The following is a 24863-nucleotide window of genomic DNA, read 5'->3' on the forward strand; positions in this document are numbered from 1 at the left end:
AGGTGCTATAATTTTTTACGCTTGTCTAGCAATTCTGGGTTAGTAATAGGGTTGTTTTCACCTTTTAACTCGTGATCTATTTTTTCTATCTGGTCGAGTGTATCGTCGATATAAAAAATAAGGTTTGGTACTTTTCGTAGTTGCATTTTTACGCGCTGCGAAAGGTCGTGTTTTATAAGTGGTGTGTTAGAACGGATAGCCGCCAACAGTTCATCAGCCTTATTAGTAGGGAAAATACTAAGATATACCTTTGCTATAGAAAGGTCGCTAGTAACGTTTACTTTTGATATAGATATGATGAGGTTGCTAATGTTGTTTTTGCGCACCTCGCCCTGAAGGATATCTACTAAATCCTTTTGCAGTAGTGTGCCTATTTTTTTCTGCCTATTTGTTTCCATGGTACAAAAGTACTCAATTTATGGTTTCAGGTTTACAGTTACTTGTGTAAAGTTGCATTATAGACCTGTAATATACTAATTATGCTATCTCTTGGCACAGTTCTATTAGTACACCATTAGTGCCTTTTGGGTGTAAAAAAGCTACCATTTTATTGTCGGCTCCTTTTTTAGGTGTTTCGTTTAGTACTATAAAGCCTTCGTTTTTAAGTCGGGCTATTTCGCTAATAATATCTTCTACGTCAAAGGCTATATGGTGTATACCTTCGCCTTTTTTTTCTAAAAATTTAGCAATAGGGCTATCGGGGTTAGTGGCTTCTAGTAGTTCTATCTTGTTAGGACCATTCATAAAGAAAGAGGTCTTTACCCCTTCGCTTGCTACTTCTTCCATTTTATAAGCTGGTGCACCAAATAGTTTTTCAAATAACTGGTTAGATGTTTCAAGGTCTTTTACGGCGATGCCTATATGTTCTATTTTTCTCATAATGTTGTTTTGTGTACAATGTGTAAAAATAGTGATTTTACTATGTATGGTATAAAAAGCGCCAACAAATACTAACGAATTATTAATTTATTACCGTTAAATTTATCATAAATGTTTTAAATATAATGGTTAAGCTATTTTTAAACCTTTAGTTTTATCAAAACTGCTACGAATTTTAATATTTTTTAATGGATTTTACTAACCCGTTGGTGTACGGAGTACCTTGTTTTTTAGGCTTAATTCTTCTTGAATTGAGTTACAGTAAACTTACAACCCGAAAAAAACTTTATAATTGGAAAGACCTTGCCTCTAGTGTTAGTATAGGTTTAGGCTCTGCTGTGCTTGCGGCTTTGCTAAAAACGGTTACGGCTATTGTTATTTTTACCTTTGTGTATGATGTTTTTAACCCAATGGTAGACGGTGTGCGTACTAATATATTTGGTTGGGAGTCTTTTGGGTATGCTTGGTATATATGGTTATTATGCCAGCTTGCCGATGATTTTAGCTACTATTGGTTTCATAGACAAAACCACATGGTTCGGTTTTTTTGGGCAGCACATATAGTACATCATTCTTCGCACCAATTTAATTTAGGTACAGCGGTGCGCAACGGCTGGTTTACTTTGTTTTACAAGCCCTTCTTTTATATGTGGATTGTTGCAATAGGTTTTCCTCCCGAAATGCTTTTAGTGTGTTTAGGTATAGAGTCGTTATGGCAGTTTCAACTACACTCGGTATATGTACCAAAACTGGGCTTTATAGAAAAAATATTTAATACGCATAGAATGCACCAAGTACACCACTCTAAAAACTTAGAGTATATGGATAAAAACCATGGTGGGTTTCTTAATGCTTTCGATAAACTGTTTGGTACTTTTAAAGACTATGACGAAAATATTGATATAGAATATGGTGTTACTTCTCCGCCTAACTCTTATAATCCTTATGTGATATTAACCCATGAGTATGCTAATATTTGGCAGGACATGAAAAAGTCGAAAAACTGGAAGCATAAGTTTATGTACATTTTTGGTCCGCCTGGTTGGAGCCATGATGGGAGTACCAAAACGGTAAAGCAAATGCGTAAAGAACTGAAGCAATTGAATTATGCTAATGAATCGCCTAAAGAGTCGTGTACAGCTCGATTTAAAACATCTGAGCCAGAACATAACTCTGTTGGTATATAAAAACAAACCCCTGTAGTACTACAGGGGTTTGTTTTTATACTTGTTTTAATTTTCTATGCTAGGCATAGTATTCCATATACCTGTTGCAGCAGTTTCTGTTACATATAGTGAAAAATCTTTTGGTTTTCTACCCAGTACCTTTTCTATATCATTCGTTATTTCTGAGTTTCTTTCATCGCCTAATACTTCGGTAAACAAATAGTTTATTAGCCAAATAACATCGGCAGGTACTTCTTGTTGTTGCATTACTTGTGTGTAAGCCTCGAGAGTAACAGATATAAAAGTAATATCTCTTTTGGTAGCTGTGGCAATTTCGGTTACAACCTCTTTAAAGGTTAGGGTTCTTGTTCCTGTAAGTTCATAAATTTCGCCATTATGTTTATCATGTAATAATGCTGCAACTGCCACATCGGCAATATCTTTAGTGTCTACATAGGGTACTTCAGCATCGGGTTGAGGTAGTGCTACTAGCCCCGCCTGTAGTGGTTCGAGTAAAAAGCTTTCGCTAAAATTTTGATTAAACCAACTGGCTCTTACTATAGTATAGTCAATACCCGAATTGATGACTACTTGTTCGCAAAGCTCGGCTTCTCGTTCTCCTTTACCCGATAGTAGTACCATTTTTTTGACACTGCTTTTTTGTGCTTGTTTGGTTAATGCCTCTATAGCCTCCAGCGCTCCAGGGACTGCTAAGTCTGGCTGAAAGGTAATGTACATTTTTTCTATTCCTTCCATCACGGTTGCCCATGTTTCTGGTTTTTCCCAGTCGAATGCTGGTGTTGCACTGCGCGAGCCAATTCTTATGTTGTGCCCTAATTGTTGTAGTCGTTGTGCTACTCTACTTCCTGTTTTTCCAGTTCCGCCAATTACTAAAATGTTAGTGTTCATTTTCTTGCTGTTTAAATGATTAATGATAAATGTGTTTGTTATAGTTTTTTAGTTTTCCATATTCTTTTGCTAAGCACAACAATTAAGAGGTACTCAATAACAATTAGCCAAAAAGCAATAGATATAAAGAACTCGATATAAGTGCCACCATTTGGTATAATGAGTAAGGGCACGGTAAGAGTGGCGTCTAGTACAGTGCTTGTAAATAGCATAATCAATCCTGTTTTAATACCAGAAGTGTTTGTGTATGTTGAAAAGTAAGATTTTGAGACTATACCAACTATGGGTATAAGCGCAATAGATAATATGATGTTTGCTTGTAGGTCTAAATCGTTTAATAGAGGAGCGTAATAGGATAACGTAAATATGGTAACACCTAAAACCCATATGATAATTCCTGATGCGATGGCTCTGATAGTTTTCATGTTTTTTATTTTTGAATAATTACATGGCAAAACTACCACCTAGCTATAGGGGCTATTTATCGTAAAAGGAGTATGATTTATTCGAAAAGGATTATTTTTTTATTTGACTGGGGCGGTAACCAAACTTTTTGGCAAAAGCATTAGAGAAAGAGCTAAGGCTATCATAACCTACATGCCAAGCGGCTTCTTGTACTGTTGCTTCTTCATTACGAATCATTTGGTGGGCTATAGTAAGCCGTTCGTTTTGTAAATATTTAAAAACAGGAGTGCCAAAGAGTTCTTTAAAGTTTTTTTTGAGCTTAAAGGTGTTTAGCCCTATTTCTTTAGAAAGTTCTGATAGTGAGGGCGGATTGTTAAGGTTTTTAAATAAAATTTCTTTAGCAAGATAGAGTTTCTCACGTTCAGATTCGTTTATGCTCTGATTGTCCTGTTGTGATAGCTGCCCGAAAAAATGAGAGAGTAGCGCTGTAATTTGGCTTCTAAAAAACATCATTTTGGTTTTGCCTTCATACTGAATGTTGAATAACGATTGTATGATGTTTTCCATTTCGGGAGTCATAAAAAATCGAGGACCTTCTACATAATGGTCTTTAGGGTGTACTAACTGGTGGAGTAAGCTAGAAAAAATTTCGCCCTCTGCATTGGGTAAGTTATCTAGGTTTTTAATGCTAGTGGCTACTACAATGCATTGCAAAGGTTTACTGGGCGATACTGTGTGTGCAAATTCTACTTTTTCATCTGCATAAAAAGCAAGTGTTAATCCTTTAGTATTACTGTATAGCTGTTCTTTACCATTATATTTTACAGATAAATCTACATTGCCCGAGCCATAAAAAGCCACACCAATAAGAGGTTCTTCAAAACAACAGGCATCTGTCGTTGGTTTGTCGGCAGAGGCGACTTCTACCAATATGGTAAAATCGTTAATATGTATTATATCTCTTGTCACTAGTAGTGTGTAATGGTACAGAGCGAATTTAGTGAAAAGTAATTAAAGAGTATTTGCCATAACTTTTATTATTTATTTCATAGGCTAACTGCTTTAAGTTTATGTAAAGCAATAAAAAATACCTGTATGTAGGTATTTATATTATTTTAAAAATCACTTACTTAGTAGTTCTAAATCATAACAACTAAAAAACATGAAAAAAAGTGAATCGATATTTATAGCCGGATTAGAAAATAAAGGCTTTAATAGCAATTTTTTTAATGAGATTGCAGCAGAACTAGAAATAGGAGTTGCTGCTACTGATGATAAACTGACAGAGTTTAAAGTAGAGCAAAAAATAGCAAACCTTGATGCTAGTTCAGAGTTTAGTTTTGGGGGTTTTGTAAATTCTAATTCTAAAGTAAGATCGTTAAAAACATACTATATGGCAGCATTGCTGTCTAACCGTTATAAACCACTAATGGGTAGTAATGGCGAAGTATTAGCTTTAAGAAGGTACGGAATAGGATTTGCCTTAACGCTAGATGTTAAAGATGTAGAAACAAAAATAAATGCTAATTATGGTATTGTAGCTGCAGCTGGCGCTTTAGACCTTTCTAGAGTGTCTTATAAAATATCGGTATATGGTGTTTTAACACCCGAACTTACACAGTATTTGCCAGAACAAGAAGGTGATTTTACGAATGATATTTTCCTTAAAATTCAAGATTTTTTCGGGAAGGCTAAAGAGCATATAGGTAATATGCCCCAAGCAGCATTATATCCTATAGAAATAATAAAAAATACTCAAATAGTTCCTGATAAGTCCAATACTAAATCAATTTACTATGCAGCCCGCGCTATTGCATCTCACAAAAGCCTATCAGAATCTATAAAGCTATATCAAGAAAAAAAGCTGAATATAAATGATAACGTAATTCAATTTATGTACAGCTATTTTGGTATTAAAGATGCCTATGTAACCCCATCAGTAACACAAAGACAAGATGCTACTAAATGGATTTCGGGTAACTATAATAAAGTAGAGAATACTGCCACAGATACTGCATGGGTAGAAATAGACTCGGCATATACATATAGCCTTAACGAAGATAGTAAGTATAAGCCTCATCCTGTTCCTGCAAACTGGGCAGAAGCGCCAAAAGTGCTAGAAGATGAAAATTTTGAAATTAGTGCGAATTACTCTTCTGAGATTAAAATTGGAGCAATGCTAAATGCATCATCAGAGTTTAATACCTATACACTAGGTAGACGCATTGTACATTATATGGATACTAATGATAACGCCGACACGGGAAGTAAAGTGATAGAAACGCGTTATGGTGTGGGTATTCGTGTAATAATGAAAATCTCTAATACCGAGTTTGGTACAGATGTTAGTTTTGCGAGCATTGGTGCTATTGCAGAGTTGAGTTTAGGAAACGTTGAATATGAAATTTCAGGGATAGGTATTAGTGATAGCGATTTGATTAAATTACTACCCGTGCCTCAAAATATAAACCAGAGCACCTTTAGTGAGATTAATAAAACAATCGAAACACTAAAAACCAAAATTTCAGGTATGGATCCTGCCGATTTTGAACCACAGGCACTGCGTATAAGGGTAGAAGAGCCTGAAAATGTAGACCCTACGCTCTATGCACAATCTACTGCTTTTGCATACAATAATATAAAAGAGAAAGAAAGGCTTGATGAAACACTTAGTAAGGCCAAATCATTAGGGCTATTAGAAGAGCCAATAAAAGAGGTGTATAAAGATTTAGGAATTGAGGGTAACGATAGACCAAGACGATCTGATAGACTAGAGGCTATAGAGTGGCTAGAGTTTGAATAGAAAGAATGAATAATTGATTTATTATTTTAATACCCAAGCTTTACCGTTTTGTAAGGTTTGGGCATTAATTTTTACCCTCTTTCTCATTTAGATATTTCCAGTAACGTTTAGGTACATGCTGTAGGTGTAGTTTCATGTTTTTGCGTGCAGGAATGTTAGTGCTGTTAAAATAATCTTTCCAAAGCAACGATGCTAGTTCCTCGCCTTTATCGGTTAGTTCTAATGGCAGATTAACTTTACTAGTGTCTAATTCTGATACAAAATCATAGGTAATTTCGGTAACGGTGTGCAGGTCATAGTAAAGTCCATATTTTCGTTTTACATCATATATAATCCATTGCTGGTCGGCATAGCGGTTTTTAAAAAAAGGAATAATTAATGGTAGCACATTAAAATCAGGTTCTACGGGTGCATAATACATCCCGTCGGCAGTTTTTTGGAATCGAATAAAAGCTTTCATTCTATGGCGTTCTCTACCTACTTTTTTTACTATTTGAGATACTGCTATAACATAGGGGTTGCCATAGTTTTTTTCGGCACCTTTTGGGTTGTCAAAAATATAACAGGCAAAATCAAATAAATCCTGAAAGGTTTGCGGCTGTTCTGATAAGTAAGCAACATAAAACTGTTTTAACCATTCTGGCGATAGCTTTTTTTGTAAGCCATTCCATACCCGCTTTGCTTTTACTTCATTGTTTATTATGGTAACCGTTTCTTGCAGCATAGTAGGCTGATGCAGTTTTTGCCACACCAGCTGTACCGCTTGTGGTTTTTGTTCATAAAATTCAAAAATAGCGGTAAGTAGCCCTTCTAGTGAGCCGTCAAAAACATAAGTAACCATAATTAAAACAGACTTAATTGATTTTGAGGGGTTTTTAGGTATTTACTAGTACTCTCGGCAAGTATTATGTTCTTTATATGCAGGGCATCAGGCTCATTTATTAGATAAGTGCTATCGGCACAGCGAATAAAATGCTTGGCGCGGTTGTAGGCAACACCTATTTTTTGGAGCTGATGGCTGCGTAGTTTGCCAAACTTGCGTGCCTGTACTATTTTTTGTGCTGACCGAACGCCAATACCTGGTATACGCATAATCATCTTATAATCGGCGGTATTAATATCTATAGGGAAATGCTCCATGTTACGCAGCGCCCAGCTTAGCTTTGGGTCAATATCAGTGTCTAAGTGTGGGTTTTTGGGGTTTAGTAGTTCTTGTACGTTAAATCCATAAAAACGCATAAGCCAGTCGGTTTGGTATAGCCTGTTTTCGCGTAATAACGGGGGCTGGCTGCCTATTATAGGCATTCTAGTATCATAACTTATAGGTATGTACCCAGAGTAATACACTCGCTTTAGGTTAAAGTTGTTGTAGTACTGCGCTGCGCTGTACATAATTTCCATATCGCTCTCGGGGGTTGCCCCAATAACCATTTGGGTACTTTGCCCTGCGGGTACAAACTTTGGGATGCTTTTTATAAGCCCTGTTTTTTTCTCTTCTTTATATTGTGTTATGGTGTTTTGTATAAAACCCAAAGGCTTTTTTACATCATCATGCGATTTATCGGGAGCTAATAATTTTAACCCGCTCTCAGTAGGCATTTCTAGATTAATACTCATCCTGTCGGCATATAGCCCTGCCTCTGTAAGGAGTTCTTCGCTTGCACCAGGTATAGTTTTAAGATGTATGTAGCCATTAAACCTTTCTTCGATACGCAATTTCTTGACAATGCGCGTTAATCTCTCCATAGTAAAATCGGCATTTTTAAATATACCCGAGCTTAAAAAAAGTCCTTCTATATAATTACGACGATAAAAACTCATAGTAAGTTCTACTACTTCATCTACTGTAAAGGCAGCGCGCTTTACATCGTTACTTTTCCGCGATACGCAAAAAGCACAGTCATATATACAATGATTAGTGAGTAAAATTTTGAGTAATGATACACACCTGCCATCCTCTGTATAGGTATGGCAAATACCACTACTACTGCTGTCGCCTATACCTTTATTGGTGTTTTTTCGGTTGCCGCCGCTGCTTGAACACGATACATCATATTTTGCTGCATCGGCAAGTATAGTAAGTTTTTCTCTTATCCTATCTGACATGTGGTATTATTTTCTTCAAAAGTAAGAAAATAATCTTATTTAATTATAATTTAATGATTTGGTAAATTTATATGACTAGGGTTTTTTGTTATTTAGCTGTTTTATTATGCATGTCATCTATATTATATGGCATATCATCGAATTTAACAGGTGTTCCCAGTTTTCACTAGGTAATTTTACGTGCTTAATATAAAAATTAAATAGTATGCGCTGCGAGATTTGATAATTAAAACAAGGATTTTGTTATAAAAATAGATAAATTGTGATTATTTTTTTAAGTGTTTGTTAAATAGTTTTGTTATTTTTAATAATGGTGTCAAATTATGATATCGAAGTATAAGTTTTATATTTGCGCTTTATTTAAAAAACTGTAGATTAAGTTTTTAACGCTCGGGGGGGAGTAGTAAAACACTACTTTCCAATAATATATAAATGGTGTATAACTCAAATTATGAAAAAGAATTTACTCCTTTTTGCTTTATTGGTAGTATCAATAAACGTTTTTTCGCAGGGAATTGTGGTCACGCCACACCCTACAAACAATGCTGCTGCAACCACGCAGCTTGTTACTGATGTTTTATTGAATAATGCTTGTTTGGCTCAGGTTTCTAATGTTACAAAAAGCACAGGTACAGATTATGGTTACTCTCAAGGTAATGGTATAGGTACATTTAGCAACACTAACACGGCTTTTCCTTTTACAGAGGGTGTTTTATTAACATCTGGTAATGCAGTAGCGGCTCAGGGACCAAATACTAATACATCTAGTTTCTCTGCACCATCATGGGCAGGAGATGCAGCAATAAATGCTGCAATAACTATGAACTCTAAAAATGCCACGATACTTGAGTTTGATTTTATTCCGGCAACTACAACTTTTTCTATAGATTATATTTTTGCATCAGAAGAGTATGGTACATACCAGTGTGAGTCTAACGATGGTTTTGCTTTGTTGCTTACTAATGTTACAGCAGGTGGTACAGTACAAAACGTAGCCTTAATACCATCTACAACTCAGCCTATATCTATAAGCTCTATTAAAGATGATATAAATAACTCTGCATGTCCTTCGGTAAATCCAGAATATTTTGGAGCTTTTTATGGAGGTGGCGATGGGGCTACAGCACCTATTAACTATGAGGGGCGCACTGTATTAATGAATGCTTCTACAACACTTGTACCGGGTGACACTTATCATTTAAAAATAGTTATTGCAGATGATGGTGGTGACGATAATACTGATGGAGAGTATGATTCGGCTGTGTTTTTTCCGCAAGGAGGTTTTAACCTTGGTCAAGAATTATTTGGCTTAGACCTTACATTGGCTAATAATACAGCATTGTGTGTTGGAGATACTTTTACACTCGATACAGGATTAGAGCCTAATGAAGGTTTATATACATTTGCATGGACGAGAGATGGTGGTAGTATACCAGGAGGTGCAGTTATAACAGATAATCAGCCAGGAACATATGCTGTTACCGTAACAAGAATAGGATCTACTTGTACCAGTACACAAGATATTATAGTAGAATATGCACCGCTTATTGTAGCTAACACACCTAACGACCTTTATGCTTGTAATGATGGTAGTGCTACTTATACTTACAATTTAGCATTAAATACTCCTGTGGTTAAACAAGGGCTTAACCCTGCTACAACAGTGTCTTATCATGCTACAGAAACTAATGCAGAAGACAATATAGCACCTCTAGGTAATACTTATGTTAGTCCAAGTAACGAAACAATATGGGTAAGGGTTAAAAGTCATAACAGTAATTGTTATGATGTGCAATCTTTTGAGCTACTAACAGCACCAGCACCTACAGCTACTCAGCCTAATAACTTTATTTCATGTGAAGATGCTGAAGGCTCAGGAGAAGCGATATTCGATCTTTCATTACAAAACGGAGTAATATTAGGCTCGCAACCAGTAAACGAAAACACAATATTATATTTTACCTCTATGGCTGCCGCTCAAGATGGTTCGGCACCTATAGATACACCTTCGGCTTATACAAGTACTAGTCAAACTATATATGCAAGGGTAGAGCGAAATTTTGATTCTGATTGTTATACATTAACATCTTTTGATGTTGTTGTTGTGCCTCTTCCGGTACTAACAGCTCCTGCAGATGTACAGGCTTGTAATACGTATACGTTGCCTGCACTATCAGTAGGGGATTACTTTACAGGTACAAACGGTACAGGTACTATGATTGCAGATGGTACAGAGATAACGACATCGCAAACTCTATTTATATATGCTGTAAATACACAGGGCACCACAAGCTGTTCTAGCGAAGTAAGTTTTGATGTTGAAATTATTACTGCAGCTACCTCGCCAGATGATGTTTCTTCTTGTGGTAGTTACACGCTTCCAATGTTACCTGACGGTCAGTTATATTATAATGGTCCTGCTGGTACAGGCGGAGAAATTGCAGGAGGAACTGTAATTACAACTACACAAACAATATATTTTTATATCCCTGCAGCAGCATCGTGTACAGAGAATAATAACTTTACAGTTACAATTACCAGCCCTCCAGCTATTACTGATCCTGCCGATGTGAATGAATGTAGTCCTTATGTATTGCCTGCATTACCTGCGGGTCAAAATTACTATACAGGCTCAGGTGGTACAGGTACACAAGTGGCAGCAGGAACTACAATAGGCTCTAGCCAAACATTATATATATATAGTATAGACCCTGCTAATCCTGATTGTAACTCAGAGGAAAGTTTTGAAATTATAATAAATAATATACAAGTAAATGATATGGCAGATGTTACCCGTTGTGGTAATTATGTACTGCCAGTTCTACCAGCAGGTCAAAACTATTATACAGGTCCTAATGGTACAGGCGATATGTTGGCAGTATCAACATCGTTAACATCTACTCAAACGGTTTATATATATGCTGTTAGTACTACTAACCCAGCATGTAATGATCAGGAAGATTTTCTTGTCACTATAAATCCACGTCCTGAACTATCGTTTATTCCAGATGTAGTGGCATGTTCAAGCTATACTCTGCCAGATACATTACCTTCTTATGCTGATTATTATACAGGCAGTTCAGGTTCAGGCACATTATTGCCAGCAGGTACGGTTTTAACTACTGACCAAGCAATATATGTTTATGCAGTTTCGCCAAACGGTTGTACAAGGCAAAGAACTTTTGATGTGACTATAATAGATGTAAATGCGCTTGCTCCAGATGATATAGAAAGATGTGGGGCTTATACATTGCCTCCTTTATCTGTAGGAGATTATTATACAGAGTCAGGTGGTATGGGGGTTCAGTTAACGCCTGGTGCAAATGTTACATCAACACAAACTATATATGTATACGTAGCGTCTAATACTACACCTGCATGTACTGCCGAGGAAAGTTTTGAGGTTACTATAAACCCAAACCCTATTTTGCCTTCCATGCCCGATGAACTTGTTTGTGGGAGTTATGCATTACCAAATACACTACCATCTTATGCGCAATATTATACAGGTCCAGATGGAACGGGTACTATGTTGCCTGCTGGTACAATAATTAGTTCTCCACAAACAATATATATATATTCTATTTCTTCGCTTGGATGTGCAAAAGAAAAAACATTTGATATTACTATAATAAACGGCTCTATAGCTCCTGCCGATGTTGATGCATGTGGTAGTTATGTACTTCCTGCATTACCTCTTGGGGGTTATTATACAGCACCTTCGGGTGGAGGAGTTTCTTTAAGTGTTGGTTCATCTATAACAAGTACTCAAACTGTTTATACATATGCCTCTGTTACTAGTGGTGCTAACTGTACAAATAATGACAGCTTTACTGTTACAATATCGCCTGCTGCCATAGCAGATGATCCTGCTGATGTTACTTCTTGTGTTGATTATGAGCTTCCGCCGCTTACTAATGGTGATTATTATACTGGTGTAAACGGAACAGGTACTATGCTTAATGCCGGAGATATTATTACTGCAGATACTACTTTGCATGTGTACTATGAAAATACATCGATACCGGGTTGTTTTGATGATAATGCTTTTACAATTACGATTAATGATTTTAATATACCAGACCCTGCAGATCAATTAGTGTGTGATGGATATGTGCTTCCTCAGCTTGCAATAGGAGATTATTATATGCTGTCTGGAGGTCCTAATACACCTGGTCAAGTACAATATGCTGTGGGCTATACTATTGATGCAGATCAGGATGTTTATGTGTATGGAGAAACAAACACACTACCTACATGTGCTGATGAGGGAGTTTTTACCGTAACTATTAAGCCTGCTCCGGCTATAGATACACCTGCTAACGTAGGTTCATGTGGTACTTATACATTACCTGCTTTGACAGTAGGTGATTATTATACAGGACCTGGAGGTACGGGTACACAACTTTTTGCAGGACAAGTAATAAGTGCAGATACTGATCTTTATATTTATGCCGAAACAGGAGGCGTTCCTAACTGTGAAGCAGAACATATGTTCTCTATATTCATTAATCCTCAGGCACCTGTTAGTGCAACAGTGTGTGATAGCTATGTGCTCCCTGAGCTACCAGTAGGTAATTATTATACAGGTCCTGCAGGAACAGGTTTCCAACTTTTTGCAGGCGATGTAATAACATCTACCCAAGATATATATGTGTATATAGAAATGGTTGCAACGCCAAACTGTACCGATAATAACTTTTTTACAATAACAGTAAACCAGTCGCCAGTGCTAGCTCCTGTGCCAGTATTAGAGCCGATGTGTGATGAGTATGAACTTCCTGAAATTGTAGTAGGTAATTATTATACACAACCCGATGGTGAGGGTACGTTGTTAGAAGCAGGTAGTTTAATAACAAGCACACAAACAGTTTATGTTTATGCCGAAACGGGTACAGCTCCTAACTGTATATCACAGGATAGTTTTGAAGTAGAGATTAACTATACACCAATTCCTGATGCACGTTCTTTAGTAGAAAGATGTGATCAATATGTACTTGATGAGCTTATTGTTGGGGATTATTATGCGTTATTAGGAGGTCCAGATGTTCCTGGTCAGCAGCAATATTTTGCAGGAGATATAATTACTGAATCAATCGAGACGATGTATATCTATGCAGAATCAGGCACAACACCAAATTGTTCTGCAGAAAATAGTTTTGAAATAAGAATACATAGTATAACAGCCGATAACCCTGAAAATGGAGCAATATCTGTTTGTGATAGTTATACACTTCCAGAACTTGGAGTAGGAGACTACTACCTGTTATCAGGAGGTCCTGATACAGTAGGTCAGTTACTGTATGAAGCAGGTGACGTTATAACAGCTACCCAAACACTTTATGTATATGCAGAATTGGGAGGAAGGATAAACTGTAATGATGAAAATGAATTTGAAATTACAATATTTAATACTCCAATAGTAGATGCTAATCCAGTAAGCGAATCGGTATGTTTCCAGTATGAGTTACCACCGCTTACTGTAGGTAATTACTATACAGGTCCTAGCGGAACAGGAACAATGCTAAATGCAGGAGATATTATAACATCAACACAAGAAATATATATATACGAAGCTACAGGAGATGCTTTTGTAACTTGTTCAAACGAGCGTAGTTTTATTATAACAGTAAACTCTGTTTACGTTCCTGAAGTTGAAGATTTTGCAGTTTGCGAAAATTATATATTACCAGCCCTTGCCGAAGGTAATTATTTTACAGCTCCTGGAGGTACAGGTACACAGCTTGCCGAAGGTACAGTGATAACAACTACAAGTACGATATACATCTATGCAGAAACGAATACAGTTCCTGTTTGTACAGCCGAGAGTGATTTTGAAGTGACAGTTGTTTCTTCACCAACATTTGTACAGCCTGATCCGATTGAAACTTGTGGTATAGACGATCTTGGACACGGTATATTTAACCTTGCTCCCTCTATGCAAGCTGCATTAGATAATCAAACTGATGTTTCGGTAACTGTACATGAAACGTTAATAGATGCAGAGTTTAATAACTCACCTATTACTAATCTAAGTGCTTACCCTAATATAGTAGCCAATAACCAAATATTATATATAAGATTACAGTCAGATATTGTATCTACATGTTATACTATTGTAGCACTTAATCTTGTTGTAAATCCACGCCCTATCGCCGCCATCCCAACCGACTATGCTTTATGTGATGCAGGACTAGACGACACCGATGGAGTTACCATCTTCGATCTAAGCACCAAAGACGAAGAAATACTCGATGGAATGGACCCAGCCCAATACAGCGTAGGCTACTACCAAACTATGGCAGATAACAACAACGAACAATCAACGATAAGGGTTTTACCCTGAGCTTATAAAAACAAAAACCCCGCTACACATTGTGTAACGGGGTTTGTTTTTTATTATCTTCTTCTCCTAATTATCACTTTGATACCATTCTGCAAAAGAGCTTTCGGTTTCTTGTAATTTTAAAGAGTGTAGCTTTATAGAATCGGGTAGTCGGTTTTTTATTTTCTTAGCAAAATCAATCACCATATTTTCACTCGTAGGTTGGTAGTCTACAAGTATAACGTGATGCTCACGTTTTTGTAGCTCTTTAGCCAACTCTATATGTGGTGTATTTTGGTTAAATACTGTAGCATGATCAAAAACATCTACAATTTCTTCTTTTACTATCTTCTTTAAATCGCCAAAGTCTATAACCATACCATATTTTACATGATTATTATCTGTTATTGGTATGCCTATAACTGTAACTGATAGTTTATAACTATGTCCATGAACATTTTTACATTTGCCATCATAGCCATATAAGGCGTGTCCAGTTTCGAAAGTAAATTGTTTTGTAATCCTTATTTTACTCATAAGTAAAGGTGTTAAGGCTGCAAATTTACTAAATAAAATCGACGGTAATAATTTATTAACAGCGTATTGTTTTTCAGGTTACCTTTGCTCGCTTTTTAAATTACATCTAATGAATGGAACAGGGCTTAATCCGCTATATGAAAAGGTTATAACCGACTTAGTGGAACAGCAATATAGTGTTGTCGAAAATTTTTTTTCGGCTACCGAAGTGCTTGCACTCCGTGAAAGCCTTTTGGTAAAATATGATGAGGACATGTTTAAAAAATCGGCTATAGGTAATATGGCTAATGAAGTAATCGTTGAGGCGATTAGAGGCGATTTTATTTTTTGGCTTGATGAAAGTATTTATAATAGTGCCGAACGTCAGTTTTTTGATAAGATTAATGATTTTACGACTTACCTTAATCGTACTTGTTTTATGGGTATTGCCGATCAGGAGTTTCATTATGCAGTATACCCTCCAGGTACTTTTTATAAAAGGCATTTAGACACTTTTCAGAATGATAGTAAACGTAAATTGTCTATCGTATGTTATTTGAATGATGAAGATTGGTTGCCAGAGTATGGAGGTGAGCTTACACTATATCATACTAACGACGGTGTAGAAACGGCGTTAAATATATATCCTGTGCAAGGTCGTATGGTAATTTTTGAAAGTCAAGTTTTAGAACACGAGGTAAAACCAGTACAGCAAGAACGCCTTAGTATTACAGGATGGTTAAAATCGCGACCTGAGATTGTATTTTAATAAATATCAAAGCATTAATGATATTTTGGTGTAGAAATATAACATTAGCACTTAACTTTGTTATTACCGTTCTTTTAACATAATGGTTTTAGTTTTTCTTTAACAAAAACGTGTTACATTTGTTAATGTACCTATTTTTTAACCAAACCATTCATTTTATGAAAAGAAAAATACTTTTGCTATGTGGGGTTTTCTCACTTTTTGCTTTTGAAACAATTACAGCCCAAGAATATGAATATTTAGAGATTACATCTGGATTAAATGAAGATGTAATAGCCAATGGTGCTAATACTGCAGCTGCATCTATAAGTACAATTGTAGATAATGATAGTTTTGCTTTTGTTGCTGCCGATTTTCAGCCTACAGGGACATCTATTCCACCAGCTTATGCGCTTCCTGTAGATGGCAATATAGCCTCGATGGCTACGCCAGGATTAAGTTATCAATTAGCTGATTATTCAGTTAACAACTCACTAAGAATACACGGTACTACTCCAGCACCTACTGTTACTACAGGAACTTTGGTTTTCTCTAATCAAGTTAGTGCTAAAAAACTTTATGTTTTAGCTACTTCGGGTAGTGGTGCATCTACTGTAACTGCTATTGTTAATTTTACTGATGCTACTTCACAAACTATAACAGGAGCTGTTTTGCCTGATTGGTATAATAGTACTGTATTACCCGTTGCAGCATCAGGTTTTGGACGTGTAAGTGTAGCAACTAATAATGTTGAAAACCCATCGGGTAATCCAAGAATGTATCAACTTACTATAGATATAGATGTTGAAAACCAAATAAAAGAAATAGAGAGTATTCAATTTACCAAGACTTCTACAGCCCAAGGTGTAGCTAATATATTTGCTGTAACCGCAGAGCTATTAGGTAGTTGTCCTTCTCCTGATGGTTTAACGGCTGTTTTTGGAATAACTACGGGAGCTGTTACATGGGCAGAGTCTATAATAGAGCCTGGAGATGGTTATGACTATTACTTTAGTACAAGTGCCGATGCACCAACAGAAGCTACAGTGCCAACAGGTAATGTTGCATCTGATGTAATGACTGTTGAGTTTTCAGAATTAGAAATAGGAGCAACATACTATTTTTGGGTGCGCTCTAACTGTGGTGATGGCGATGTAGGTGCTTGGGTAGCTACTACTTTTACAACAGGTCAAATTTCGTCTACTTATACAGAAGGCGATATAGAAACATTATATAATACCTTTCCAACAATAACATCAACAACTACTTGTCCTGGAACAATGACTATTTCAATTCCTGACGGATACCAAATAGGAGATGTAGCAACATCATATACTATGACTACTGCAAGTAACGGGTATAAATCAGAACAGCGTTCGCTATTGGTTTGTACTACTACCAATACTTCTGAATCAAGTCTTTATTCTGGTACAGGTAATGGAGGAACACAAGAATACAACCGTACAGATTTAACATTTGCCAATGGTGCTACGGGTGAGGTGGAGTTTGAACTAAGAGCATGGAGAACTTATGGTAGTTCTGGTTGTACTACAAGTCATAATTTTGTAGACAATAATAGCTGGACAGTTACAGTAACTTATGAATGTGTTACACCGTTAACTCCGCAAGCTGATGACCAAACATTTTGTACTGCTAGTACAGTAGCTGATTTGGTTGCTGCAACAGATTATGACGACGCTACAATTCGTTGGTATGCAACAGAAGAAAGCGTAGAGCCACTTGCCGAAGAAACAGTACTTGAATCAGGAACATATTATGTATCACAATACAGGTATACTTGCGAGAGTGAAAGACAGGCTGTAGTGGTAACACTAGGTACTGCAACATTACCATTAACAGAAACTGAGCAGTCATTTTGTACAGCGACTAATATATCAGGTTTATATGTAGATACTATAGAGGGCGGAGTTATCAATTGGTATGCAACAGCAGACAGTGAAGAATTATTAGCAGAAGAGTTAGTGTTAGAAACAGGCTCTTACTTTGTGTCACAAACTGTAGGAGGCTGTGAGAGTGATAGAATAGAAGTAGCTGTTACCATTAATGCTACACCTGATGCGCCTACAGGCGATATGATGCAAGACTTTAATACAGGCGAAACTCTTGCAAGTCTTGAGGTTGATTTTGTTGAATTTGGAACTGCTAACTGGTATGTAATGACTGTAGAAGGGAATTATGAAGCCGTAGATGCTACTACAGTATTAGAAAATGGTGTTACTTATTATGTTTCGCAAACACTTCTTAGTTGTGAGAGCGAAATGCTAGCTATAACAGCAAATGAAGTACTTAGTACAGTAACTCATGAGTTCTCAGGATTAAAAGTATATCCTAACCCTGCTAATGCAATGATTACTATTGCAAATGTGGGTGTTATAGAAAATGTAAAAGTTGCTAACCTTTTAGGGCAAACAGTACTAAACCGTACTGCTAATACTGAAACGGTAGAACTTAATGTATCTAGTCTTGCTGCGGGTACTTATATACTTAATGTACAGTTGCAAAATGGCGCAACAACATCAGTTAAGATTGTTAAGCAATAACAATTACATTATTACAATATAGTTATATCATAAAAAAGGGTTTAGCAATTGCTAAACCCTTTTTACTTTTCTATATAAGTATGACTTATTTTCTATAAGGCTCAAGTGCTTTTTTAGTAGCGTCAGATAGTACTAGTTTACCTGATATTGCAGCTCTATCGGCAAGTAATGTGTTCCATGTTTCTGTGCCTTCCCATAATACTTTTTTCATTGCTTGCAATGCTTCGGGGTTATAGCCTGCCAGCTTGCTTGTAAGAATATCAATTTCTTTATCAAGATCTTCTACATTGTCAAATACTTTGGCATACAATCCTTTTTCTTTTGCCCAATAGGCATTTTTCCACTCATCGGCAGCAATAGTCATTTCGGCAAGAGCAGCAACGCCCATTTTTCGTTCTACGGCAGGTGCAATTACAAATGGTCCTATACCTATGGTAAATTCAGATAGTTTTATAGCACTATGCTCTGTAGCTAAGGCATAATCGCAGGCTGCTGCAAGCCCTACGCCACCACCTACGGCTTTACCGTGAATGCGCCCTACAATAAGTTTAGAACACTTACGCATAGCATTAATAACATTGGCAAACCCCGAGAAGAATTTTGCACCTTCGTCTAGGTTAGAAACGGCTAGTAATTCGGTAAAAGATGCTCCTGCACAAAAGGCTTTTTCGCCTTCACTTTTTAATACAATTACATGTACATCGTTATTATCACTTAATTGGTTTAACTCATCGGTAAGGCGTTGTAATAGTACTGATGGGAAAGAGTTACTTGCAGGATGCCCAAACTCTATAGTAGCAATGTGATTTTCAATATTGGTATAAAGCGATCCGTCAGGTCTGTTAGTAGTTGTCATTTTAATAGTTTTACGGTAAAATTAAAGCAAATATGGTAGTAGTTAAACAATTTTGCAAAACTTTGTAACAGTATTTGTAGAATGGTTGTTAATTCTGTTATATTTGCTAGCACTAAATTATTGGGGATGTAGCTCAGTTGGCTAGAGCGCTTGACTGGCAGTCAAGAGGTCGTGGGTTCGAATCCCATCTTCTCCACAGATAAAAGCTTCAGTGAAAACTGGAGCTTTTTTATTATATTGCTCATACAAATTAATAAAGTATGAGTGCCAACAATAAAAATCTATCTCCCGATTTACAGGAAGAATTACTAAAAGCATTACAAATACGCTTTGAAAATAATATGCATCGCCATAAAGGGCTAAAGTGGGAAGATGTACTTGCAAAGCTGGAGGCTAACCCCGAAAAACTATGGTCGCTTAATGAAATGGAAGAAACGGGAGGAGAACCCGACGTGGTAGATTTCGATAAAAAGACCGCTGAATATATTTTTTATGATTGTGTAGTAGAAAGCCCTAAAGGAAGAAGGAGTTATTGCTATGATAATGCTGCACTGGAAGCAAGAAAAAAGCATAAACCTAAAAATAACGCTATTGATGCTGCGTTAGCACTGGGCGCTGAACTTTTATCGGAAGAGGAATATAAAGAACTGCAAAAGCTTGGAGAGTTTGATACTAAAACCTCAAGCTGGATTAAAACACCTGATGAAATTAGGAAACACGGAGGTGCTGTTTTTGCCGATAGGCGTTATAACCATGTGTTTGTTTATCATAATGGAGCAGAGTCGTATTACGCAGCCAGAGGGTTTCGTTGTTTACTGAGAGTCTGAAAATAATTATGATTTTATAGGGAGCGGACTACCACTCTTTTATGTTATTTTTGTAATTAATGGCAGCAGGTGAAAATAACAAATGTCAGATTTATTCATTCATGGACATAAAAAATTCAACATTTAAAATCGGTCATATCCCTTCGCTTTTGGTTGAGACCTATAAAGTTTGGAACAAACACGACCCGTTTCGGTTGAGTGCCGTTGTAGCATATTATGCTGTATTATCCTTACCAGGTTTATTAGTAATTATTATCAACTTAGTAGGCTCAATTTGGGGACAGGAAATAGTACAAGGCTATTTGACCGATGAAATTTCTAGTGCATTGGGTCAAAATGCTAGTGAATCTATTCAGGCCATGATGATGGAGACACAAAATAAGGATAAAAGTACCTTGGCAACAATACTTGGTATAGGTGTACTAATTTTTGGTGCAACGGGTGTGTTTTATCACTTACAGTTATCTTTAAATCAGATATGGGAGATAAAACCCAAACCCAATTCGGGCATCTTAAAAACGCTTATTGATAGAGCTCGAAGCTTTGTTTTCATTATCGTAATTGGTTTTTTATTGTTGATTAGTTTTATAGTAACTGCTGCAATTGCTGTATTAAACAATTATATCACTAGCATTTTACCCGAAGCCATTGTATATATTGCCTTCGTTTTAGATTTTATAATTTCGATTGGAATAATAACTGTTCTATTTGCACTCATTTTTAGATATCTACCTGATGCCAAGATAAGGTGGAAGTCAGTTTGGGTAGGTGCAGTAATTACATCGGTACTTTTTGTGCTAGGAAAGTCCTTGCTAGGATATTATTTTGGGCAATCTGACCCAGGGTCTACTTATGGAGCTGCCGGAACAATTGTTCTTATATTACTATGGGTATCTTATTCTTGCTTGATATTATTTTTTGGGGCTGAATTTACTTGGGTATATGCTAAAAAATACGGGTCGGGCATTCAGTCAAAATACGAGGAAACTAAAAAATAAATAATAGCAATTTTTTTAAATCATGTCGTCAGAAAAAAAACAAGAAGAAAAGGGAAGATTACACCTAAGGAACAGAAATAGAGAGCGATATGATTTAGACGCATTACTAATTGCTACTCCTGAATTATCTAATTATGTAAAGCCTAATAAATTTGGAGTAGACTCGGTAGATTTTTCAAACCCTGTTGCTGTAAAATTGCTTAATACTGCATTACTGAGTCATTATTATGGTATAAAAAGCTGGGAATTTCCTGATGAAAACCTTTGTCCGCCTATTCCTGGTAGAGCCGATTATATTCATTACATAGCCGATTTATTGTGCGAAAGTAATTTTGGTAGGCTTCCGCATGGCAATAAAATTACGTGTTTAGATGTGGGAGTAGGGGCGAGTTGTATTTATCCTATACTTGGGGTTACAGAGTATAATTGGAACTTTATAGGTGCAGATATCAATGAAAATTCAATTGCATCGGCACAGAATATTATTAACAATAATGTACAGCTTAGCAACAAAATTGAACTTCGATTACAAAAAAGCAGTAAGGATATTTTTTATGGGATAATAGCCCTAGAAGATAAAATAGATATGACGCTATGCAATCCGCCTTTTCATGCATCTGCCGAAGAGGCACAAAAAGGAACGTTGCGCAAAGTAAAAAACCTATCGGGTAAGCCTATAAAAACTCCTGAACTCAACTTTGCGGGCATTAGTAATGAGCTTATTTGCGATGGCGGCGAACATCAGTTTATACATAATATGATAAGGGAGAGTAAAAAGTTTGCTGCAAATTGTTTTTGGTTTTCCACTTTAGTGTCTAAACAATCTAATTTAAAAGGGATTTATAAAGCATTAGATGCTATAGGGGCTACCGATGTAAAAACAATACCTATGGGTACGGGTAATAAATCTACCCGAATTGTAGCTTGGACGTTACTCTCTAAAGAAGAACAGAAAGAGTGGAAGGCTACAAAATGGAAAAAGTAACTTTGTTTTAAAAGTTAAAAACCGCAATCAAATTCGTGAAGAATAGATTGCGGTTTTTAGTAGATATAAACCAAGTAATATTTCTTGTAATTATTTATAGGTTACAAGAATTTGCGCTATTTTCTCTAAATCATTTTCTGCAATTTCTGTTTTAGGAGCTAACGGGAATAATTGTTGTCCTGGTCTGCTTATAAATGCTGCACGCCATCCTGCCCAGAGTGCACCTGCAACATCCCATCCGTGGGCTGCAATAAGCATACACTCTTCAGGTTTTACACCCATTTTTCGAGCTCCCCATGCATAGGTATCTGTAGCGGGTTTAAATTTCCCTACATCTTCTACACTTAGGCGTTCATCAAAATATTCGGTTAGCCCTGCATTTTCAAATTGAGTTTTAACCCCTTCGTTTGACGAATTAGTAAATGATACTAACTTATAGCCATCTTTTTTTAATAATGATAGTGCGGTTTTAACTTCAAGATGTGCGGGTAGTGCTCTTATAGAGTCTACAATTATTTTTCGTGCTTCATCTTGAGTTATTGTTATACCATTGTTTGCTGCCACCATTTGTAATGCAGCAGCCCCTATATAGCCAAAGTGCTCATATTGTCCACTTGCTGTAACAACAAGTGAATACTGTAACATTGTAGTAAACCATAATGATAATAAATCTTCTCGACCGTTTAATGCTTTACCTACCTGTTTTTTCATTACAGTCAGGTCTAGCAGCGTTTCATTTACATCAAAAAATAGTACTTTAGGTCTTGTTTTTATCTCAAAATCTGTTTTCATTTCTTGTGTACCGCCCATTACCATATTGGGCATTAATATTCCTGTAGTTCCCATAAGCCCTATGTTTTTTATAAAATCGCGTCGATGATTTTTCATTATACTATGTTTTTTTTGATTATATATTAAAGGTGCATATTATAGCTCTTTAAAACTTACAGTTATTTTTTCCAGATAAATTGTTCAAACCCTTTGTCTAGAGGTGTTTCGGCAATGTGGTTAGTGTAGTTACTTATTACTTTTTGAGATAAACCAAGAATGATTTCTAAAAGGTTTCTTTGGTTATACCCTGCTTTAAAGAAAGTATCGATTTCTTCTTGAGATATAACGCCACGGTTACGCACAATACTTAATGTAGTTTCATGTAGGGCTTGTAGTTTTTCTGATGGCATTTGGGTTTTGTTTCTCAAGGCTTCTGTAATAGCATCATCTACTTTCATTGCTTTGGCAATAGCTGTATGTGCAGGTACACAATAATGACACTCATGTTCTACATTAATAGTTTGCCATACTACGGTAAGCTCATCATTATTAAAAGAAGAGTTTGCAAATAATTCGTGCAATGTTTGGTATGCTTCTAGTAACTCTGGGGCTTCGGCTAGAGCTCCGTGTAAGTTAGGTACATAGCCATAGGCTTTTTTAGACTTTTCTAATAATGCTTTGCTTTTTTCTGGAGCCGATTCGATAGTATGAATTTTTAATGTTTCATTTGTTTTTGTAGTACTCATAATTTTAATTTTGTTAATTATATCTAAACAAATGTTTAGTTATTGGTTAAAAAAAAGGATTATATATTTTTAAATATATTTTCTATGTAGTTATCGAGTTGTGTTTTATTAAATACTCTTGTAGCAGAAGATAAACCAAACATTGCTATAATTAAATAGTCGGCTTGTTGTTCAATAAGTTCTATGCTTTTAGTTTTATCTTGCTGTAAACTATCGGCAAAAGCTTGCTTTACCTCATTAGTAAATCGTGATAGAATTTCTTTCACATTCTCATCTGCACCTTCTCCTATTTCGTTTGCTGTATTGGTTATCAAACAACCTTTATTTACTCCTGTTTCTTTCGAAAAATTTATAAAATCATAGAAGTACTGTTTTATTCCATCAGTACCACCACTAGAAGCTTTTAGGTTCTTAATAATTTGGTTTAGCTTTAGTTTATAACATTTTAAACATTCTATAAACACACCATTTTTATTGCCAAAGCTAGCGTAGATAGAAAACTTATTTATTCCCATCTCTTTTTCTAACATTTGCATAGAGGTAGTTTCATAACCATTCCGCCAGAATAAATTCATAGCTTTCTCTATTACCTCCTCTTCTATATATGTTTTTTTTCTTGCCATATTTTAAATTACAGTACAAATCTAAACAATCGTTTAGAAATAAAACAGCCTTTAACTTTTTTTTATGTTTAAAGATGCCTTATAAGCAAACTTAGATTTTCTGTTTTTCAAATTCTAGCTCTATCTATTCAAATTCTCATTCAAAAGTGGTGTTTGTCCTTATTTTAAATTAACCGTGGTTTTCTTGTTTATTTTTGTTGAAATGAGGTTGTTATGTAATGTTTAACTCCTCATTTCTTGAAAAAAATGAAAAAAAGAAGCGTAAAAATTATTGCCATAATACTTGTAGTGCTTGCGGGGACTTTTTTCCTATTATATGGTTATGTGTATAAAGAAGCACGCAATATAACTACAGAAGATGCAACTTATACGGTTTTGGCAACTCAGCTAATATCAGATTATGAAGCCGATTTACAAGCTGCTAATAGTAAGTATCTTAATAAAACGATAGCAGTACAAGGTGTGGTAACCCATGTTGCCGATTCGCTAATAACTATTGACTCGGTAGTGTTTTGTGCTTTTGATTATAAAGAAAAAATTAATGTTGATGACACTGTTACTGTAAAGGGGCGCTGCATTGGCTATGATGAGATTTTTGGCGAAGTAAAACTCGATCAATGCAGTAGTAATGAATAAATA

General features: G+C 36.0%; 21 protein-coding genes and 1 tRNA gene. 10 read left to right on the forward strand and 12 right to left on the reverse strand.

The features are described 5' to 3' along the window. Positions 1-5: 5 nt before the first annotated feature. Together rbfA and mce are read right to left on the reverse strand one after the other, a co-directional pair. Entirely contained in the window at positions 6-398 is a 393-nt protein-coding gene (rbfA, locus tag DVK85_RS07225) for a 30S ribosome-binding factor RbfA (RefSeq protein ID WP_114677805.1), read from the reverse strand. 79 nt (positions 399-477) lie between these two features. Further along, complete coding sequence (gene mce, locus DVK85_RS07230; RefSeq protein WP_114677806.1) at positions 478-879, reverse strand: methylmalonyl-CoA epimerase; 402 nt, start codon at positions 877-879, stop codon at positions 478-480. Positions 880-1067: 188 nt separating this feature from the next. On the opposite strand from mce, the gene DVK85_RS07235 reads away from it, so the two are divergent. Next, the gene (locus tag DVK85_RS07235) at positions 1068-2066 is read left to right on the forward strand and encodes a sterol desaturase family protein (protein ID WP_114677807.1); all 999 of its coding nucleotides are present in this window, start codon (positions 1068-1070) and stop codon (positions 2064-2066) included. Positions 2067-2111: 45 nt separating this feature from the next. On the opposite strand, the gene DVK85_RS07240 is transcribed toward DVK85_RS07235, so the two are convergent. The 3 genes from DVK85_RS07240 to DVK85_RS07250 form a co-directional block, all read right to left on the reverse strand. Beyond that, the gene (locus tag DVK85_RS07240; RefSeq protein ID WP_114677808.1) at positions 2112-2954 is read right to left on the reverse strand and encodes an NmrA family NAD(P)-binding protein; all 843 of its coding nucleotides are present in this window, start codon (positions 2952-2954) and stop codon (positions 2112-2114) included. Positions 2955-2992: 38 nt separating this feature from the next. Next, positions 2993-3379, reverse strand: a complete 387-nt coding sequence (locus tag DVK85_RS07245; RefSeq protein WP_114677809.1) for a DUF5367 family protein — start codon at positions 3377-3379, stop codon at positions 2993-2995. A gap of 91 nt (positions 3380-3470) precedes the next feature. After that, positions 3471-4328, reverse strand: a complete 858-nt coding sequence (locus DVK85_RS07250; protein WP_114677810.1) for a helix-turn-helix domain-containing protein — start codon at positions 4326-4328, stop codon at positions 3471-3473. A gap of 193 nt (positions 4329-4521) precedes the next feature. On the opposite strand from DVK85_RS07250, the gene DVK85_RS07255 reads away from it, so the two are divergent. Continuing rightward, positions 4522-6162 (forward strand): hypothetical protein, encoded by a 1641-nt coding sequence (locus DVK85_RS07255; RefSeq protein ID WP_114677811.1) that lies wholly within the window; start codon positions 4522-4524, stop codon positions 6160-6162. Positions 6163-6226: 64 nt separating this feature from the next. On the opposite strand, the gene DVK85_RS07260 is transcribed toward DVK85_RS07255, so the two are convergent. Both DVK85_RS07260 and DVK85_RS07265 read right to left on the reverse strand, forming a co-directional pair. Next, on the reverse strand, positions 6227-7003 hold the full coding sequence (locus DVK85_RS07260; protein ID WP_114677812.1) for a TIGR03915 family putative DNA repair protein: 777 nt from the start codon (positions 7001-7003) through the stop codon (positions 6227-6229). A gap of 2 nt (positions 7004-7005) precedes the next feature. After that, entirely contained in the window at positions 7006-8268 is a 1263-nt protein-coding gene (locus DVK85_RS07265; RefSeq protein WP_114677813.1) for a putative DNA modification/repair radical SAM protein, read from the reverse strand. A gap of 451 nt (positions 8269-8719) precedes the next feature. Here DVK85_RS07265 and DVK85_RS07270 point away from each other — a divergent pair, with 451 nt between their 5' ends. Further along, entirely contained in the window at positions 8720-14614 is a 5895-nt protein-coding gene (locus DVK85_RS07270) for a choice-of-anchor L domain-containing protein (protein ID WP_127960569.1), read from the forward strand. 66 nt (positions 14615-14680) lie between these two features. Here DVK85_RS07270 and DVK85_RS07275 read toward each other — a convergent pair whose 3' ends face one another. After that, positions 14681-15130: a 6-pyruvoyl trahydropterin synthase family protein gene (locus tag DVK85_RS07275; RefSeq protein WP_114677815.1), complete on the reverse strand. Its 450-nt coding sequence runs from the start codon at positions 15128-15130 to the stop codon at positions 14681-14683. 109 nt (positions 15131-15239) lie between these two features. Here DVK85_RS07275 and DVK85_RS07280 point away from each other — a divergent pair, with 109 nt between their 5' ends. Together DVK85_RS07280 and DVK85_RS07285 are read left to right on the forward strand one after the other, a co-directional pair. Beyond that, complete coding sequence (locus tag DVK85_RS07280; RefSeq protein WP_114677816.1) at positions 15240-15878, forward strand: 2OG-Fe(II) oxygenase; 639 nt, start codon at positions 15240-15242, stop codon at positions 15876-15878. A gap of 158 nt (positions 15879-16036) precedes the next feature. After that, complete coding sequence (locus DVK85_RS07285; protein ID WP_162845343.1) at positions 16037-18418, forward strand: T9SS type A sorting domain-containing protein; 2382 nt, start codon at positions 16037-16039, stop codon at positions 18416-18418. Positions 18419-18503: 85 nt separating this feature from the next. Here the strand turns inward: DVK85_RS07285 and DVK85_RS07290 are convergent, their stop codons facing one another. Further along, on the reverse strand, positions 18504-19274 hold the full coding sequence (locus tag DVK85_RS07290; protein WP_114677818.1) for an enoyl-CoA hydratase/isomerase family protein: 771 nt from the start codon (positions 19272-19274) through the stop codon (positions 18504-18506). Between the two features lie 122 nt (positions 19275-19396). Between DVK85_RS07290 and DVK85_RS07295 the strand changes: the two genes are divergently transcribed. The 4 genes from DVK85_RS07295 to rlmF all read left to right on the forward strand — a co-directional run bounded on the left by DVK85_RS07295 (position 19397) and on the right by rlmF (position 22084). After that, a tRNA-Ala gene (locus tag DVK85_RS07295) sits at positions 19397-19470 on the forward strand. Between the two features lie 64 nt (positions 19471-19534). Then, the gene (locus DVK85_RS07300) at positions 19535-20101 is read left to right on the forward strand and encodes a DUF4256 domain-containing protein (protein ID WP_114677819.1); all 567 of its coding nucleotides are present in this window, start codon (positions 19535-19537) and stop codon (positions 20099-20101) included. Between the two features lie 59 nt (positions 20102-20160). Further along, positions 20161-21099, forward strand: a complete 939-nt coding sequence (locus DVK85_RS07305) for a YihY/virulence factor BrkB family protein (RefSeq protein ID WP_241209608.1) — start codon at positions 20161-20163, stop codon at positions 21097-21099. A 22-nt stretch (positions 21100-21121) separates the two neighbouring features. Next, positions 21122-22084: a 23S rRNA (adenine(1618)-N(6))-methyltransferase RlmF gene (rlmF, locus tag DVK85_RS07310; RefSeq protein ID WP_114677820.1), complete on the forward strand. Its 963-nt coding sequence runs from the start codon at positions 21122-21124 to the stop codon at positions 22082-22084. A gap of 90 nt (positions 22085-22174) precedes the next feature. On the opposite strand, the gene DVK85_RS07315 is transcribed toward rlmF, so the two are convergent. The 3 genes from DVK85_RS07315 to DVK85_RS07325 all read right to left on the reverse strand — a co-directional run bounded on the left by DVK85_RS07315 (position 22175) and on the right by DVK85_RS07325 (position 24224). Then, a complete protein-coding gene (locus DVK85_RS07315; RefSeq protein ID WP_114677821.1) occupies positions 22175-22972 on the reverse strand; it encodes a haloacid dehalogenase type II in 798 nt (265 codons plus the stop codon). A gap of 62 nt (positions 22973-23034) precedes the next feature. Continuing rightward, positions 23035-23601: a carboxymuconolactone decarboxylase family protein gene (locus tag DVK85_RS07320; RefSeq protein WP_114677822.1), complete on the reverse strand. Its 567-nt coding sequence runs from the start codon at positions 23599-23601 to the stop codon at positions 23035-23037. 59 nt (positions 23602-23660) lie between these two features. After that, the gene (locus DVK85_RS07325; RefSeq protein WP_114677823.1) at positions 23661-24224 is read right to left on the reverse strand and encodes a TetR/AcrR family transcriptional regulator; all 564 of its coding nucleotides are present in this window, start codon (positions 24222-24224) and stop codon (positions 23661-23663) included. Between the two features lie 246 nt (positions 24225-24470). On the opposite strand from DVK85_RS07325, the gene DVK85_RS07330 reads away from it, so the two are divergent. Continuing rightward, complete coding sequence (locus DVK85_RS07330; RefSeq protein WP_114677824.1) at positions 24471-24860, forward strand: OB-fold protein; 390 nt, start codon at positions 24471-24473, stop codon at positions 24858-24860. The last annotated feature ends 3 nt before the right edge of the window (positions 24861-24863 follow it).

The organism is Flavobacterium arcticum (genome assembly GCF_003344925.1).
Taxonomy (GTDB): Bacteria; Bacteroidota; Bacteroidia; order Flavobacteriales; family Flavobacteriaceae; genus Flavobacterium; species Flavobacterium arcticum.